The organism is Flavobacterium sp. Root186, assembly GCF_001428525.1.
Classification (GTDB): Bacteria; Bacteroidota; Bacteroidia; order Flavobacteriales; family Flavobacteriaceae; genus Flavobacterium.
Map to the genome: position 1 here is coordinate 132,779 of NZ_LMHW01000015.1, position 17,098 is coordinate 149,876.

A 17,098-nucleotide genomic window follows, 5' to 3' on the forward strand; every position below is an offset into this window, starting at 1 on the left:
ACTTGAAACGTTAAACTTGAAACTTTTTTATTATAGTGTATTCACATTATTTAAATCTGCAAAAGCTTGTTCAAGTCTTGCGTTGAATGTCACTTCGCTTTCACGAACCCATCTTCTTGGATCGTAATATTTTTTGTTTGGAGCATCAGCACCTTCTGGGTTACCAATTTGAGATTTTAAATAGTCAAGGTTTTTAACCATATAATCACGGATTCCTTCAGTGTATGCGAACTGTAAATCAGTATCGATGTTCATTTTGATAACACCATAGCTAATTCCTTCTCTGATTTCTTCAAGTGTTGAACCTGAACCTCCGTGGAAAACGAAATCTACCGGGTTATGTCCAGTGTTGAATTTGTTTTGAACGAAATCCTGAGAATTTTTTAAGATTTTTGGAGTTAATTTTACGTTTCCTGGTTTGTAAACACCGTGAACGTTTCCAAAAGCAGCAGCAATTGTAAATTTAGGGCTTACTTTAGATAATTCTTCGTAAGCATAAGCTACTTCTTCTGGCTGCGTATATAATTTTGAGCTGTCAACATCAGAGTTGTCAACACCATCTTCTTCACCACCTGTAATACCAAGCTCGATTTCTAATGTCATGCCCATTTTGCTCATTCTAGCCAAGTATTCTTTACAGATCTCGATGTTTTCTTCGATTGGCTCCTCAGACAAATCGATCATGTGAGAACTAAATAATGGTTTTCCTGTTTCTGCAAAATGTTTTTCAGAAGCATCTAATAAACCATCAATCCAAGGCAATAATTTTTTTGCACAGTGGTCAGTATGTAAAATTACAGTTGCTCCGTATGCCTCTGCCAAAGTGTGAATATGTTTTGCTCCGGCGATACCACCAGCGATAGCTGCTTTTTCACCTGCGTTAGATAAACCTTTTCCAGCGTTAAATTGTGCTCCTCCGTTTGAAAATTGAATGATAACTGGCGCATTTAGTTTTGCTGCAGTTTCAAGAACTCCATTGATTGTGCTTGATCCAGTAACGTTAACTGCTGGTAAAGCAAAACCTTTTTCTTTTGCATAATTAAAAATCTCCTGAACCTGATCTCCTGTAGCTACTCCTGGTTTAATGTTGTGTGCCATTGTAATTTTTTTTATAGTTGTTTTTAGTTTTTAGGTTGCAAAAATAAGAATTAATTAGCATTAGAAAGGATAATTTATTCCAAAATTTAAAACCGAGTGTCCAAAATTGTATTCTTTAAACCATCTTTCTCCCTCGTCATGCGCCGGATTATAGGTCTTGAAGCCTAAATCTAAACGAATAACAAAAAAGCTTAAATCGTATCGTAAACCAAATCCTGAACCTAAAGCAATTTCATCTAAATCGTTTAAGCTGTTGAATTTTGCCTTGTCATCAATCACATTATCGAATACATTCCAGATATTTCCGGCGTCTGCAAAGAGCGCTCCCTTAACATCACCAAAAATTTTAAAACGAAATTCAGCACTTAATGCAATTTTCATATTGGCCTCGTTAAAATCGTTTAGGGCATTTGTACTTCCGGGACCCAGAGAGTAGGGCTGCCAGGCGCGATTATCATTTGATCCTCCTGAATAATAACTTCGTGAGAATGGAATGTAATTTGAATTTCCAAAAGGAACGGCGATTCCAAAGAAGCTTCTAACTGCCAATACTTTTTCTTTTCCAAAATCCCAGTGTTTGATATAGTCGAATTCGGTTTTTAAGTATTCAGAATATTCTAAATTAAAAATCGAATAATTTCCATTAGCGTTTTTATCCAGATTTGCAATGCTTGAAATGGCAGATAACAAAGTTCCTGCAGATTCTATTTTTGTTTTAAACTGATAAAAAGTATTATCAGCTAGATCTTTTTTTGTTGTTTTTGTAAACGTATAGCTAGTGGCCAAAATGAAATCATTCTCGGTCAAACGAACCCTTCTTTCTTCAATACTTTCTACATCTTTATATTCATCCATGCCCGGCGTTAAAGCTGTCTGGCCGGTTAATACCTCATTAGTGAAATTTGTAGTTCCGGTAGGGATTGTTAAGTTTCCATTTTCCATGTTTCCAGGAACATTATTATAATCACTAGCGATACCATTTAATTCATTATAAGATGAAGTATAAACATTAAAGTAATTATCCGGATTTAAATTTCGAACATATTGAGCATTCAACAATTCCAGTTTAGCAGTGTTATATCTTTTAGGTGACCAGTTGTACGAGATTCCTCCGGTAAAATTTTCTTTATCTAAACCAATGTTTTGCTGTTTAGAGAAACCTGATGTAATAGAAGTATAAGGAATCATCCTCTTCGGAATAATTTTTTCTGTTCCAAAAGGCAGTAAAATCCTTGGAAAATTAAGCTTTAAGTCAAGTCCATATTCCGAAACATTAAAAAAGTTATTGTTTGGGTTTGCCATATCTTTTGAAGAACCAATATTGGCTCTTGCCGAAATTTCTAATGTTTCAGCTCTATTGAATACATTTCGAATAGTTTCAGAAATACTGGCTCCAATACCAAAATCCTGAATGTTTGAGTGTGTCACATCCAAAGTTGCGCCAAAACTGTATTTTTTTCTCGGCGTTAAATACACATTTGCGATTAAAGACTGTGCAGTCGAATCGCGTTTGTCTACTTCATATTGTATTGAAGGATAATTGAAAATTTTAAGATTGTTCAAATATCTTGAAGAAAGCGTTGTTCTTGTGTCAGAATAAGTGCTTCCTTTATTAATAAAGATTGCATCTGTAATGGCACGAGGCTTGTACTTTAATTTCTTATAACTGTACAAATTAAAGTTGTTGTACGTTGTACTGTCGTTTATTTTGCTTTTTGAGTTGGCAGGCGAATAATCAGTATAAATATTTACATCGCTGATTTTGTACAATTTAAATGGTTCTGTTCTACTTGAGTCTCTTTCCTGAATATTGTTGTTGTTGATTATTAAAGTTACATCAGCTTTATGTTTTTTGCCAATAGTATCAATATCAAAAGTTACGTACGTTGGCTGAAAAAAGTAAGCGCCGTGATTTCTGTAATAAGTGGTAATGCGGTTTTTTTCTTCCTCAAAATCAGTAGTTTTATATTGATTTCCTGACTTTAAAAATGAAGGATCAGTATTTGTTTTGTATAATGAATCGAGTGCAGGAGTCAATATTTTGGTTTTAATCGTATCAAGAATATAACCTGGCCCTGTTGTAATATTATAGTTTATCTGCGCTTTTTTTCGGGCAATACTATCGATTGTATAATCTGTTGAGACATTAAAATATCCGTTGTTGAAATAGTAAAATTTTAAACGCTGCAAAGATTTTTTAGTTCTTACGGTATCAATAATTACGGGTGGTTCTCCGGTGTTTTTTAAAAATTCATGAATACCTTTGTACAAAAAAGACTGACCAAGCCTGTCTACTTGTTTGGCAGATAATAGTTTCGCCTGACGTTCGTATAAACCTGGATTATTTTTGAATTTAGCCTGATAAGTCGAATCCGGATTTAAGTTGGCCAGATTATATAAGTTTAAACGCAGTTTGTATCCCAGCAGTGTACCATTTGGTTTTTGGTACAATTGACTGGATGCATTTTCGTCGTTTGTATTTTTCCCGTTTACAACAATATTATTTTTTACAAGAAGATTTTTTCCATCTGGAACTCTTTTTACAGCATTACAAGCGCAAATAAGTATTGCTATTAGAATAAATGCTGTTATTTTTGTGGAATTATTTTTCAAGTGTTTTTTAATATTTAATTCAAAAGTACATTTATTTTATGGTTAGTAAAAACCAAATAAAGCTTATATCAGGCCTGCATCAAAAAAAACAGCGTTTTGCAAATGAATTGTTTTTTGCCGAAGGAGTAAAGGTAATTCAGGAATTGTTGCAATCCAATTTTGAATTAGAGCATTTATACACCACGTTAAATGATTTTGAAGAAGTTCAAACTGCAAAACGAACTCTTATTAATGAACAAGAACTGAAAAAAATAAGTGCTTTAACAACTCCAAATTCTTGTTTGGCAGTTTTTAAAATGCCTGTAGAAAATCAAATCATAAATTCGGGTTTAATTCTGGCGTTAGACGATATTCGTGATCCCGGAAATTTAGGGACCATAATGCGTCTTTGCGACTGGTTTGGAATCAAACAAATTGTCTGTTCAAAAGAAACAGTCGATATTTATAATCCAAAAGTGGTTCAGGCCACAATGGGATCAATTGCCAGAGTAAACGTAAATTATGTTGATCTAAAAACTTTTATAAGTCAGGCAAAACTTCCTGTTTTTGGAACTTTTATGGATGGCAACAACATTTATCAATCTGATTTACCACAAAACGGAATCATTATTATGGGTAATGAAGCCAATGGTATTTCGGCAGAAATTGAAAAAATAGTGACCAGCCGACTTACAATTCCAAGATTTGGAGAGCTGCAAAAAACCGAAAGTTTAAATGTAGCTACAGCAACAGCAATTATTCTAAGTGAATTTAAACGAAATAGTTAAGATTTTGTTTTAATGAAATGTAAAATTTATTAAAATTGCTCTTGATTTCATCGAATCTATATTATCTGTATACGGACTTACAGGATGTTCTGGAGTTACGTTATCACGAATCAATTCGTCAGTAATACCAAACATGCCTCTAATAGAAGGAGAGAAGATGAAATATTCTGTAAAGAAATCGATTCCAAAACCTAATTCATAAGCAGCTGTCCATTGCTTAACCCTGAATTTACCTTCAAAGTTATCATCTATAGAACTTGAGTTGCTTGATAGGTTTAAAGTAGTTGACATTCCGCCTAATAAGTACGGACGAATATTCCCGGTTCTTAAAGATGAAAATTTTAATAATAATGGAAAGTGGATGTAAGTACTGTTTACTTCTCGTAAATAATCTTTCTCTAGGTTTCCAACTCCGGGGAAATATAAATCTCTTTTTGTGTAGTATAAACCTGGTTCAAAACGCAAATTAATATATTCCTGCAGTCTTAAATCGGCAACAACACCCACATTAAAACCGGTTGTTTTTTTTACCTGAATATCTTTTTGAACTACATCTTTGTAATCAAATTTAAAATCAAAACTATTAAAGCCTAAATAATAACCGAAATAGACACGTTGTTTCTGCCAGTTTTCAAGGTTAATAATAGGATCTTTACTAAACATACTTTTAGCAAATTGAGAATATCCTTTTGTCGTTAAGACCAATAAAAATACGATTACAATTTTTTTCATACTATTTTTTAGATGCTGAATAAATGGTTGCTACACCAAAAGTTTGCGGCATTGCTACAACATCTATAAACCCAGTTTTTCTCAAAATATTGTTTAATGCTTCACCATAAGGAAAAGCTGCAGCAGATTCAGATAAATAACCATAAGCTGAATTGTCTTTTGAAAACAATTTTCCAATAAGCGGAAGTATATTTTTGCTGTAAAATTTATATCCTTGTTTGTATGGTGTTTTGTCAGGAACAGAAGTTTCCAGAATTACAAAAACACCGTTTGGTTTTAAAACGCGTAAAATTTCGGCAAAGCCTTTTTCTAAATGTTCAAAATTACGTACGCCAAAACCTACCGTAATCGCATCAAAATAATTATCCTCAAAAGGAATATTTTCAGAATCACCTAAAACTAAATCTATAACATTAGAAAGCTTTTTTTCTTCGACTTTCTTTTTTCCAACTTCAAGCATTCCGGCCGAAATATCAAGGCCAATGATTTTTTCTGCATTAGTTTTAGCCATTAAAATAGCCAGATCGCCCGTTCCGGTTGCGATATCAAGGATAACTTTTGGTTTAGAGTCAGAAACTATTTTCAATACTTTTTTTCTCCATTTAGTGTCAATACCAAATGAAATTACACGATTCAAATTATCATAGTTCCCAGAGATGTTGTCAAACATTTGGGCAACCTGCTCTTTCTTACCTAAAGAAGAGTCTTTATATGGAGTTATTTTTTCAGACATTACTATAATTTACGCAAATATAAACAATCTAGTTTAACTGTAATTGAGTTTTTTAAATTGTCAATTAAATGTTTTAGAGGATGCATCAAATCATTTTTTTGGACTTAATTAAGTATCACCAAAAGTGGGTATTTTTAAAATATCACTAAAAGTGGGTATTGTGTCCGGCTGATTTTATACCCAACTTTGTCAAAGTAAAAATGATGAAATTTTAATGATTGATAGTTTCACATTGACTTAATCAGATGATTGCTTTTTTTGCACTGGTAATCATTTGTTCAAGTAGTAGTTTTTAAAGTGTTGTTCTTGGGGGAATACTATTTTAAAAAGTGCGAAGTACGTTCTTAGGATTAAATTTGTTTTTGGAAATTTTAATTTTCTTGCCTTTAATATCTTAGTGGTATTTGTTATTAAAGGCGCTTTTGAGACTCGTTCTCAATTAACATTAAATGTTATTCATTTATTTTCAAATGTCTTTTCATTTGAGATTTTTTACAAAAACTATTTCTTGTGCGAGTCAAGACTAAAAATCAATCGTTTTTAAAAAACATCCTCCAAAAGAGGGTGTTTTTTTATTTATTTTCGAATGTAAGTTTCATAAGTATAATCATAAAGATGTTTTTCATCTTTAAAATTTTCTTCAGACTCTACTAACTGCCATTCGCTCTTGCTGATTTTAGGAAAATAAGTGTCGGCATCAAAAGTATGGTGCACTTTGGTAATTTCAATTATATCAGTAAAAGGTAAGCCCAGATTGTAGATTTCTCCACCGCCAATGATGTAGGAATCTTCGTCTTCAGGGCATAATGCAATAGCTTTTTCAATACTGTCTACAACAATACATCCTTCCGGATTATAATCTGTTTGACGGGTTATAACAATATGTGTTCTGTTTGGTAAAGGTTTAGGAAAACTTTCAAAAGTTTTTCTCCCCATAATAATATGATGATTAGTTGTAAGCGATTTAAATCTTTTAAAATCATTTGGTAAATGCCAGACTAAGTCATTGTTTTTTCCCAAAGCATTATTTTCGGCAACAGCCGCTATCATTATAATCATGTTGTGTTTTAACTAAATTTTATTCTCTGTGTCTTCGTTTATTTTTGATTCTAATTGACTAATTCTCTTTTGTTGTAAAGCAACAAGTCGGTCAATTTGTTCTCTTTCCCATTTTTTATTCATAAAACGATCTGTTATATAGACTTTTATGAAATGTAAAATGAAAATGAAAAGCCAGATCGTAATACCCCAAACACACCAGTTTTGAGTTGTTCCTTCACCAAAACCAAAAAATCTATTGGCAATAAATAAAAATAAACTCCCCAGCAGGAAAAGAACAAAATGAAAATATAAGACCTTTTTTTGTCTTAATCGTCTTCTGGCATACTCGTATTGTTCGTGCACTTCTTTTTCCATAAGATAAAAATGAGATTATAAAGTTAAAATTTATTTTCAAAACTTCATATTTTGACTGTATAATATTTCTTTCAAAATGTTCTTAGAATTTGAAAAGCGAAAAATAAAGCCTGTTAAATTATAGATCTAATTAAAATAACATACTGTTTTTGTCATAATCATAAATCGATTACAGCGCTGTCGAATGTTCAGATGAATTTATGTAATTTTATTGTAGAAATCTAAAAACTAAATAGTTATGTCTTTGAAGAAACAATTTATTAAAACGAAACCAGTTGTTAAAGTTACATTTTCAATAGATGCCAAAGATGCTGATTCGGCAGCAGTAGTTGGAGATTTTAATAATTGGAATGTAGAAGAAGGAACTTTAAGCAAGTTGAAAAACGGAACTTTTAAAGCTACTTATGATTTGGTTAAAGACGCGATTTACGAATTTAAATACGTAATCGACGGTACTTATGTTAATGATCCTGAAGCAGATTTTTACAAATGGAATGATTATGCCGGAAGTGAAAATGGTGTTTTAGTGGTATAAAAAAATCCGCTTGAAAATTTTCAGCGGATTTTTTTATATTTATACGGCAACACTTCCTTTTATTGCAGGATGCGGATCATAATCTAAAAGTGTGAAATCATTAAAATCAAAATCAAAAATGTTTTTAATCTCCGGATTTAAAATCATTTTTGGTAATGGTTTTGGTTCACGGGATAATTGCAATTCTAATTGCTCAAAATGATTATTGTAAATGTGTGCATCACCAAAAGTGTGAATAAATTCACCTGGTTCTAAATCGCAGACCTGCGCAATCATCATGGTAAATAACGTATAAGAAGCAATATTAAAAGGAACTCCCAAAAAGATATCGGCGCTACGCTGATATAATTGACAAGATAATTTTCCTTTAGTTTCTCCTTTTTCTAAATCTGGAGCTGCTACATAAAATTGAAAAAAAGCATGACAAGGAGGCAAAGCCGCTTTATTGTTGGCTACATTTTCTTCAAATGATTTTTTGGTATCTGGCAAAACCGAAGGATTCCATGCCGAAACGAGCATTCTGCGGCTGTTTGGATTTGTTTTTAATTCGGTAATTAATTCAGAAATCTGATCGATTTCTTCGCTGTTCCAGTTTCTCCATTGATGTCCGTAAACAGGTCCTAAATCACCATTAGAATCTGCCCATTCATCCCAGATTTTAACTCCGTTTTCCTGAAGGTATTTTATGTTTGTATCGCCTTTTAAGAACCAAAGCAATTCGTAAATGATCGACTTTAAATGTAATTTTTTGGTCGTAACCATCGGGAAACCTTCACTTAAATCAAAACGCATTTGGTAACCAAAAACACTTTTTGTTCCGGTTCCAGTTCGGTCTCCTTTTTGATTGCCGTTTTCTAAAACGTGCTTTACTAAATCTAAGTATTGTTTCATTGTTGCTTTATGCTTTATGCTGTAGGCTTTTTTAACTTTGCCTGCTGCTTACAGTTTAATCTTTAATCTCTTTTTGCTCAATATTCTAGGCTTATTGCTTAAAGCTTATAGCCTAATGCTTAACGTTTCGAGATTTCGTCTCTGATTTTTGCTGCTTTTTCGTAATCTTCCTGAGAAACAGCCTGGTCTAAAAGCTCGTTTAGTTCTTGTAAACTGTGTTTGGCGTAAACGTCACCAGATTGATTTGTTTCTTCTTCGTGACCAAAAGTTTCTGGATTAGAAAGAACATCATCAATTTCCTGTGAACCCTGATCAGAATCTGAAGTGTTTGATTTTAAATAAATTCCGGCTTTGTCCAAAATGTTTTTATAAGTAAAAATTGGAGCGTTGAAACGTAAAGCCAAAGCGATTGCATCAGAAGTTCTGGCATCGATAATTTCTTCGATTTTATCTCTTTCGCAGATTAAACTAGAGTAAAAAACACCATCAACTAATTTGTGAATGATAACTTGTTTTACTACAATGTCAAATCTTTCGGCAAAGTTTTTAAATAAATCGTGTGTTAACGGGCGTGGTGGTTTTATTTCTTTTTCTAAGGCAATAGCGATCGATTGGGCCTCAAAAGCACCAATAACGATAGGTAATTTTCTTTCACCGTCAACTTCATTCAAAATTAAGGCATAAGCGCCATTTTGAGTTTGACTGTATGAAATTCCTTTTATAGATAATTTAACTAGACTCATATATGTTTGTAAAAAAGGCACTTAGCGCCTCATTTTAATGATTTTTTGATTGGAAAATAAAAGTGCAATTTTAATCAAAAAATATGGAACAAAAAAGCTGCCTATAAACAAAGATACAATATCTTGTTTTTAGGCAGCTATATTTTTGAAGAGAATTTTTAATTAAGAATGTTGTGCTTTAAAAGCTTTTAATTTCTCTGTTAATTTAGGAACAATTTCAAAAGCATCGCCAACAATACCATAATCAGCAACTTTAAAGAAAGGAGCTTCAGGGTCATTATTGATTACTACTTTTACTTTTGAAGAGTTGATACCCGCAATATGCTGAATAGCTCCAGAAATACCTACTGCGATATATAAGTTTGTAGCAACTGGTTTTCCTGTTTGTCCAACGTGCTCGCTGTGAGGTCTCCATCCTAAATCTGAAACTGGTTTAGAACACGCAGTAGCAGCGCCTAAAACAGCAGCAAGATCTTCGATTAATCCCCAGTTTTCAGGACCTTTTAATCCGCGTCCGCCAGAAACTACGATATCAGCATCAGCAATAGAAACTTTTCCAGTAACTTTTTCTACAGATTCTACTTTTACTCCAAAGTCATTGTCTCCAATTGTTGGGTTAAAATCTTCTTCAGAAGCAGATCCTGCACTCTCGAAAATTCCGTAAGAATTTTTAGCTAAACCAAGAACTTTTACATCTGTAGAAATTTCTGTAATGTTGAAAGCTTTGTTTGAAAAAGCATTTCTTTTTACCTGAAAAGGTGAAGTGCTAATTGGTAATCCAACAACATTTGATGCAAAACCGGCATTTAAAGATATTGCAACTAATGATGAAAGATAAATACTGTCTGTAGTTGAAGAAAGTAAAACCACTTTTGTTCCTTCTTTTTCAGCCGCTTGTTTGATAACATCAGCATAAGCCTTAGCAGTAAAACCAGCTAATTTATCGTTGTTTACTTTTAGTACTTTATCAACTCCGTATTTTGCTAATTCGCTTACATCGCTAATGTTTACAGTCAAAGCTGTAACAGTTGTTCCTAAACTTTCGGCTACTTTTTTTGCGTAAGAAGCCAATTCGAAAGCTACTTTTTTAAATTTTCCTTCTGCAGATTCTGCATATATTAATATTGACATGATTTTTTTGTTTAGATGTTTAAAGTTTAAAGTTTCAGGTTTCAGGTTGATAAACTGTGACTGAAAACTGATTACTAGATTACTTTCGCTTCGTTGTGTAATAAATTGATTAACTCATCTAAATTATCTGCAGAAACTAATTTTACTGCTGATTTTGGAGCTGGTTTTTCAAATTTTACCGCTTTTGTATTTACAGGAGCATCAACTGGCTCAAGAATAGTTAAAGCTTTAGTTCTTGCTGTCATGATTCCTCTCATGTTCGGGATACGTAAATCTTTTTCTTCAACAAGACCTTTTTGGCCACCAATAATTAAAGGTAGAGTAGTGCTTACAGTTTCTTTTCCACCGTCGATTTCGCGAACCGCTTTTACATTGTTGCCATCAACAGTTAAAGAAGTGCAAGAATTTAAAAAGTTAGAACCTAAAATTCCAGCAATCATTCCCGGAACCATTCCTCCATTATAATCTAAAGATTCTTTTCCTGCAATTACAAGATCATAACCTCCATTTTTAATTACTTCAGCCAATTGTTTTGCAACAAAAAAACCATCGGTTGGGTTTGCATTAACACGAATTGCTTCGTTTGCACCAATGGCTAATGCTTTACGCAATGTTGGTTCGGTATCAGGGCCTCCAACATTTACAACTGTTACATTTGCACCTTGTTGTTCCTGGAACCAAATGGCACGTGTAAGTCCAAACTCATCATTAGGATTAATTACATATTGTACACCATTGGTATCAAATTCTGAATCACCATTGGAGAAGTTAATTTTTGAAGTAGTATCAGGCACATGGCTGATGCAAACTAATATTTTCATAAAGTATATATTTTGAATTTGTAATATGCTTTTACAAATTTAGAATTTAATTTGGAATAATTATACTATGCACGCATAATATTTTTCAAAACTATTACGATTTCGAAGATTATGCGTTTTGATATGGTTTTCATCGGAATCTTAAAATAAAAAAGCATTCATTTTGTCTGATTGTTAGGAATTTTGCAATTTTTGAAGATTAAACAATGGTTAAAGTTTAGGTCGATAAATACTAACTTTTGAATTTCCCCGTTCTTATGAAAGAATTTCGGAGAAACAGGAATTAAACAAATAGAATAAAGTTTGTCAAAAAATAGATTTGGCAAATTAAGTGTGGGTTACACGTCTATTATATCGATTTCGTAAATATCACAATAATTTTTAAAAAGTTAAAAGCTAAAGAGAGAAAGAACTTCATGCGATTTTAAATTCAATTTATGCTTTTAAGTTATTTAAAATATTTATTTTTGCTCTTCAGAAAATTCAACATACAATATAAAATATGAGAACAATACAATTTAGAGAGGCCATTTGTGAAGCGATGAGCGAAGAAATGCGTCACGATGAATCCATATATTTAATGGGCGAAGAAGTTGCAGAATACAACGGAGCATACAAAGCTTCAAAAGGAATGCTTGCTGAGTTTGGTGAAAAAAGAGTAATCGATACTCCAATTGCTGAGCTTGGTTTTACAGGAATTGCAGTAGGTTCAGCAATGAATGGTAACAGACCGATTGTAGAATATATGACTTTCAACTTCTGTTTAGTTGGTATTGATCAAATTATAAATAATGCTGCTAAAATGCGTCAAATGACAGGAGGACAATTTAATGTGCCTATCGTTTTCCGCGGACCAACTGCTTCTGCAGGTCAATTAGGAGCAACTCACTCACAAGCTTTAGAAAACTGGTTTGCAAACACTCCGGGTCTTAAAGTTGTTGTGCCTTCAACTCCTTACGATGCAAAAGGACTTTTAAAATCTGCAATTCGTGATAATGATCCTGTAATTTTTATGGAATCTGAGCAAATGTATGGTGATAAAGGTGAAGTGCCAGACGGAGAATATACTATTCCATTAGGAGTTGCTGATATTAAACGTGAAGGAAAAGATGTAACTATTGTTTCTTTTGGAAAAATCATTAAAGAGGCTTTCATCGCTGCTGATGAGTTAGCTAAAGAAGGAATTTCTTGTGAAATTATCGACTTAAGAACTGTTCGTCCTATGGATAAAGATGCTATTCTTAAATCTGTTAAAAAAACAAACCGTTTAGTAATTCTTGAAGAAGCCTGGCCATTTGCAAGTATTTCTTCTGAAATCACTTATATCGTTCAGGAGCAAGCATTTGATTTCCTTGATGCGCCAATTCAACGTATTACAACTGCAGATACTCCTGCACCTTACTCTCCAGTATTATTAAAAGACTGGTTACCAAATGCAGGTGATGTAGTAAAAGCAGTTAAAAAAGTGTTATACAAATAGTACACATTTAGAATACTCATAAAACTTCATCATTCACTGTTAATTGATGAAGTTTTTTTTTGTCCAGACAATGAAAAGAATAATTTTACTCAGCCTATTTTTTGTATTCGCATTTGCGTCTATTGCTACTGCACAAACGAAAGTGAGTGGAATTGTCTTGGACAAGTCTAATCAGCCGATACCTTTTGCAAATGTTGTTTTTAAAGGTTCAAACACCGGAATCGTTTCTAACGAAGATGGTCGTTTTTATCTCGAATCTCCAAATACTTATACTGCTTTATTAGTTAGTTCTGCCGGATTTTCAGATAGAGAAGTTCCTTTAGAAAAAGCAGTAAATTATGATTTTAAAATTGTTTTGAGCGAACCTCAGGCATTAAATGAAGTTGTAATTTATACCGGAAAAACATCAAAAAAGAACAATCCGGCACTTGATATTTTGAGAAAAATATGGGAAAGAAAGCGTAAAAACGGACTTTACCAATTCAATCAATATCAAATGCAGAAGTACGAAAAAGTTGAGTTTGATATGAACACGATTGATAGTGCTTTCATGAAAAATAAACTCTTTAAAGGAATGGAGTTTGTCTTTAATCATGTTGATACTTCAGATGTTACGGGAAAAACATATTTGCCAATTTTTATCAACGAATCGGTTTATGATGTTTATGGTGATAATAAATTAAAAAAAGTAAAAGAAAATATAACAGGAAATAAAATGTCTGGTTTCAACGGAAATCAGCAGATTTTATCTTTCGTAAAAGACCTTTATTCAGATTATAATATTTACGATAACCACCTTAAATTTTTTGATAAAAGTTTTACAAGTCCGCTTTCAAAAACCGGAATTGATGTTTACAATTATGTATTGAAAGACAGTGCTTACATTGACAAAAAATGGTGTTTTAATATTGTTTTTTATCCGAGGCGTAAAAACGAATTGACTTTTAAAGGAGATTTTTGGGTAAACGATACCACTTTTGCGATCAAGAAAATTAATATGGGTGTTACTAAAAGTGCCAATATTAACTGGGTAAAAGATATTTATATAGAGCAGGAATTTGAAGTAGAAAATGATTCGGTTTTTCTATTGACCCGTGATTATATGATGTCTGATTTTGCTTTGAATAAAAAAGAAAAATCAAAAGGAGTTTACGGAAAACGAACGACCTTATATCGCAACCATAAATTCAATATTCAAAAACCGGAGAAATTCTATAAAGAAGAGGTAAATTTCATAGACAATGCGGTCTACGAACGACCGCCGGAATTTTGGGAAGAAAATCGTTTTGAGAAATTAAATAAAGACGAAGCAGGGATTTATAAAATGCTCGATACTTTGCAGACCGTCAAGCGATTTAAGCAATTGTATAATCTCGTCTCCATTCTGGGAAGTGGTTATGTCGAATTTAAAAACTTCGATTATGGACCTATTTTCTCCACATTTGGATATAATGAAGTCGAAGGTTTAAGGCTAAGAGTAGGAGGACGAACTTATTTTGGACCAAATGACCCTTGGCGTATACAGGCTTATACAGCTTACGGATTTGATGACAGTAAATTCAAATATGGAGTTTCTGGAAAATGGATGGTCGATAAGAAAAAACGAGTTATTATTTCTGGAGGGAACAGGCGCGATATCGAACAGATTGGTGCGAGTTTAACAACAACAAATGATATTCTGGGACGAAGTTTTGCTTCTTCTGCCTTGTTTACAAGTGGAAGTAACGGAAAATTGACGAATATTAATTTAAGTAACATTTCGGTAGAAATGGAGCCTAAAAAGAATTTCGTAGTTCAGGCAGGTCTTTCCTATAGAACATTAGAATCGGCATCAAGTACTTTTAGCTTAGATTACTATACAACTTTACCAAATGCGGCAAATCCTGCCGGTGTGATAAAAAGTGATGTAAAACAATCAGAGGCGAATATTCAGTTTGAATATATGCCGAACCGTAAAACTATTGGTTATGGAGTAGAAAGAGATTTAGTAGACAGCCCTTTCAGTCATTTCTTTGTTAACTTTAGTTACGGTCTAAAAGGAGTTCTGGACAGTGATTTTGCTTACGAAAAAATCCAGATATTTTACAAACAGCCAATTGTTATTGGCCCTTTGGGAAGATCTAACATTATTTTAGAAACAGGAAAAACATTCGGTACAATTCCGTTAGGATTAATGAGTGTAATTCCGGGTAACCAAACCTATTTTACAATTGAAAATACGTTTAGTAACCTGAATTTCTATGAATTCGTCACAGATCAATATACAACGTTACAATGGAATCATGATTTTGGAGGAAGATTGTTCGCCAGAGTTCCATTTATGCGAAAGCTAAACTGGAGAGAATTTGTTGGAATTAAAGCTGTTCACGGAACTATTTCTAAAGCAAATCGTGAAATAAACGCTTCGGGATTGCCATACAACGCACCAGAAAATGTTTACTGGGAATACAACGCCGGAATTGGAAATATCTTCAAAGTTTTCCGTCTTGATTTTTCCTGGAGAGGAAGTTATTTAAACATGCCGGATGCTGCCAAATTTGCTATAAAAGGATCTTTCGGATTCTATTTCTAATATATTAAGGTACAAAGGATCAAAGTTACAAAGTCGCAAAGGTTTAAATTCTTTGCGGCTTTTTTTATGCTTGGATATTTTTTTTGCTCACAGATTTTACGGATTTATGCTGATAAGCGCAGATTAAACAATTGCAGAGCGAAAAAATAAATCTGCTTAAACCTGTTTAATTCGCAAAATCTGTAGGCAAAAAACTTTGCAACTCTGCGTCTTTGCGAGATTTTTATTTAATTTTGATAAAGACTTAAAAGAACTTATGCAAGAGGCCATCGACTTTCTAACCAATAAAAATCCAGTATTTCGGGAAATAATCGAAAAATATGGGCTTCCGCCAATTCCAAAACGTCCGCAGGGTTTCGAGACTTTGGTATTGCTAATTCTTGAACAGCAAGTCTCCATAGATTCGGCGAAAGCCACATTCTTAAAAATAAAAGCCTATACAACCTGCAACCCTGAAACAATGGCAATTTTGCCGGATGAAGAATATAGAAGTCTTGGTGTAAGCCGTCAAAAAACAAAATACATCAAGATTTTAGCAGAAGCAATTTTAAACAAAGAACTGGATGTAGAAAGTCTGGCTTCAAAATCAGCAAAACAAGTTCGCGAAGAACTAATCAAATTAAAAGGAATCGGAAACTGGACAATTGATATCTATTTAATGTTCTGTCTTCAGGAGCCGGATTTGATTCCGCTAGGCGATATTGCAGTCATAAATACGATCAAAGAATTGCTGAATATTCATGACAAACAAGAAATGGAAACCCAAGCAGAACAATGGAGTCCATACCGATCTTATGCGACCTATTTGCTTTGGCATTATTACTTAAATAAGCGAAATAGGAAAATTACATATTAACTGTCTGTTATATAAAAAGAAAAGTATATTAATTAATGTATAAATACATAGATTAATATACTTTTTTCATTGTAAAAAAGGATTGTTTAGTTACTTTTGCAGTCGAAATTATAGATATAATAAAAAACGAAAATGACCGCAGACAAACTAACAACTTTCGATGTATTAATCGAAATACCAAGAGGAAGCAGAAATAAATATGAGTACGATTTTGAAATCAAAAGAATGCGTTTCGACAGAATGTTATTCTCTTCAATGATGTACCCTGCAGATTACGGATTTATTCCTGAAACTTTAGCACTTGACGGTGACCCTCTTGATGTATTGGTTTTAGTAAACGAACCAACTTTTCCAGGATGTGTTATGGAAGTAAAACCAATTGGTGTTTTCCACATGGCAGATGATAAAGGACCAGACGAAAAAATTATTTGTGTACCAGTTTCAGATCCAATTTGGAATTCATTAACCGATCTTTCAGATATGAACCCGCACTTAGTAAAAGAAATCGAGCATTTCTTCCAGGTTTACAAAGATCTTGAAAACAAAAAAGTAGATGTGGAAGGATGGGGAGATGTAAACGAAGCATTTGCAATTATTGCTGAGTGTACGAAGCGTTTTGATGATATCGAAAACAAACCAGAGGGATTATTTAGTATTAAATAATTTATACCCTATTTTATTATAAAAAAAGCAATACTGCCGTCAGGAGT

The 17,098-nt window shown here is 33.1% G+C and carries 16 protein-coding genes; 6 read left to right on the forward strand and 10 right to left on the reverse strand.

Annotated elements, in window-relative coordinates; translation table 11 throughout:
- Nucleotides 1-30: 30 nt before the first annotated feature.
- Together fbaA and ASD98_RS19725 are read right to left on the reverse strand one after the other, a co-directional pair.
- Nucleotides 31-1,098 carry a class II fructose-bisphosphate aldolase gene (gene fbaA, locus ASD98_RS19720; protein WP_035645669.1) on the reverse strand — a complete coding sequence of 356 codons (1,068 nt, stop codon included), beginning with the start codon at nt 1,096-1,098 and terminating at the stop codon, nt 31-33.
- Between the two features lie 60 nt (nt 1,099-1,158).
- A complete protein-coding gene (locus tag ASD98_RS19725) occupies nt 1,159-3,711 on the reverse strand; it encodes a BamA/TamA family outer membrane protein (protein WP_082577900.1) in 2,553 nt (850 codons plus the stop codon).
- Between the two features lie 38 nt (nt 3,712-3,749).
- On the opposite strand from ASD98_RS19725, the gene ASD98_RS19730 reads away from it, so the two are divergent.
- Entirely contained in the window at nt 3,750-4,478 is a 729-nt protein-coding gene (locus ASD98_RS19730) for an RNA methyltransferase (protein ID WP_056207755.1), read from the forward strand.
- 9 nt (nt 4,479-4,487) lie between these two features.
- On the opposite strand, the gene ASD98_RS19735 is transcribed toward ASD98_RS19730, so the two are convergent.
- The 4 genes from ASD98_RS19735 to ASD98_RS19750 all read right to left on the reverse strand — a co-directional run bounded on the left by ASD98_RS19735 (nt 4,488) and on the right by ASD98_RS19750 (nt 7,359).
- Nucleotides 4,488-5,210, reverse strand: coding sequence for a porin family protein (locus tag ASD98_RS19735; protein ID WP_056207757.1), 723 nt, complete (start codon nt 5,208-5,210; stop codon nt 4,488-4,490).
- A 1-nt stretch (nt 5,211) separates the two neighbouring features.
- The gene (ubiE, locus tag ASD98_RS19740; protein ID WP_053470065.1) at nt 5,212-5,943 is read right to left on the reverse strand and encodes a bifunctional demethylmenaquinone methyltransferase/2-methoxy-6-polyprenyl-1,4-benzoquinol methylase UbiE; all 732 of its coding nucleotides are present in this window, start codon (nt 5,941-5,943) and stop codon (nt 5,212-5,214) included.
- 576 nt (nt 5,944-6,519) lie between these two features.
- A complete protein-coding gene (locus ASD98_RS19745) occupies nt 6,520-7,002 on the reverse strand; it encodes a dihydrofolate reductase (protein WP_056207760.1) in 483 nt (160 codons plus the stop codon).
- A 12-nt stretch (nt 7,003-7,014) separates the two neighbouring features.
- A complete protein-coding gene (locus ASD98_RS19750; RefSeq protein WP_056207763.1) occupies nt 7,015-7,359 on the reverse strand; it encodes a 2TM domain-containing protein in 345 nt (114 codons plus the stop codon).
- A gap of 238 nt (nt 7,360-7,597) precedes the next feature.
- Between ASD98_RS19750 and ASD98_RS19755 the strand changes: the two genes are divergently transcribed.
- The gene (locus ASD98_RS19755) at nt 7,598-7,894 is read left to right on the forward strand and encodes an isoamylase early set domain-containing protein (protein ID WP_056207766.1); all 297 of its coding nucleotides are present in this window, start codon (nt 7,598-7,600) and stop codon (nt 7,892-7,894) included.
- Nucleotides 7,895-7,933: 39 nt separating this feature from the next.
- Here ASD98_RS19755 and ASD98_RS19760 read toward each other — a convergent pair whose 3' ends face one another.
- From ASD98_RS19760 to ASD98_RS19775, 4 genes are all read right to left on the reverse strand, one after another.
- Nucleotides 7,934-8,785: a thymidylate synthase gene (locus tag ASD98_RS19760; RefSeq protein WP_056207770.1), complete on the reverse strand. Its 852-nt coding sequence runs from the start codon at nt 8,783-8,785 to the stop codon at nt 7,934-7,936.
- Nucleotides 8,786-8,904: 119 nt separating this feature from the next.
- Nucleotides 8,905-9,528 carry a bifunctional nuclease family protein gene (locus ASD98_RS19765; protein ID WP_053470070.1) on the reverse strand — a complete coding sequence of 208 codons (624 nt, stop codon included), beginning with the start codon at nt 9,526-9,528 and terminating at the stop codon, nt 8,905-8,907.
- Nucleotides 9,529-9,690: 162 nt separating this feature from the next.
- Nucleotides 9,691-10,659, reverse strand: coding sequence for an electron transfer flavoprotein subunit alpha/FixB family protein (locus ASD98_RS19770; RefSeq protein ID WP_056207772.1), 969 nt, complete (start codon nt 10,657-10,659; stop codon nt 9,691-9,693).
- Nucleotides 10,660-10,733: 74 nt separating this feature from the next.
- Entirely contained in the window at nt 10,734-11,480 is a 747-nt protein-coding gene (locus tag ASD98_RS19775) for an electron transfer flavoprotein subunit beta/FixA family protein (RefSeq protein WP_056207775.1), read from the reverse strand.
- A 502-nt stretch (nt 11,481-11,982) separates the two neighbouring features.
- On the opposite strand from ASD98_RS19775, the gene ASD98_RS19780 reads away from it, so the two are divergent.
- The 4 genes from ASD98_RS19780 to ASD98_RS19795 all read left to right on the forward strand — a co-directional run bounded on the left by ASD98_RS19780 (nt 11,983) and on the right by ASD98_RS19795 (nt 17,051).
- On the forward strand, nt 11,983-12,960 hold the full coding sequence (locus ASD98_RS19780) for a pyruvate dehydrogenase complex E1 component subunit beta (protein WP_056207778.1): 978 nt from the start codon (nt 11,983-11,985) through the stop codon (nt 12,958-12,960).
- Between the two features lie 70 nt (nt 12,961-13,030).
- Nucleotides 13,031-15,532 carry a DUF5686 and carboxypeptidase-like regulatory domain-containing protein gene (locus tag ASD98_RS19785; protein WP_056207782.1) on the forward strand — a complete coding sequence of 834 codons (2,502 nt, stop codon included), beginning with the start codon at nt 13,031-13,033 and terminating at the stop codon, nt 15,530-15,532.
- A gap of 256 nt (nt 15,533-15,788) precedes the next feature.
- Nucleotides 15,789-16,388: a DNA-3-methyladenine glycosylase gene (locus ASD98_RS19790; protein ID WP_056207784.1), complete on the forward strand. Its 600-nt coding sequence runs from the start codon at nt 15,789-15,791 to the stop codon at nt 16,386-16,388.
- 132 nt (nt 16,389-16,520) lie between these two features.
- Nucleotides 16,521-17,051 carry an inorganic diphosphatase gene (locus ASD98_RS19795; RefSeq protein WP_056207787.1) on the forward strand — a complete coding sequence of 177 codons (531 nt, stop codon included), beginning with the start codon at nt 16,521-16,523 and terminating at the stop codon, nt 17,049-17,051.
- The last annotated feature ends 47 nt before the right edge of the window (nt 17,052-17,098 follow it).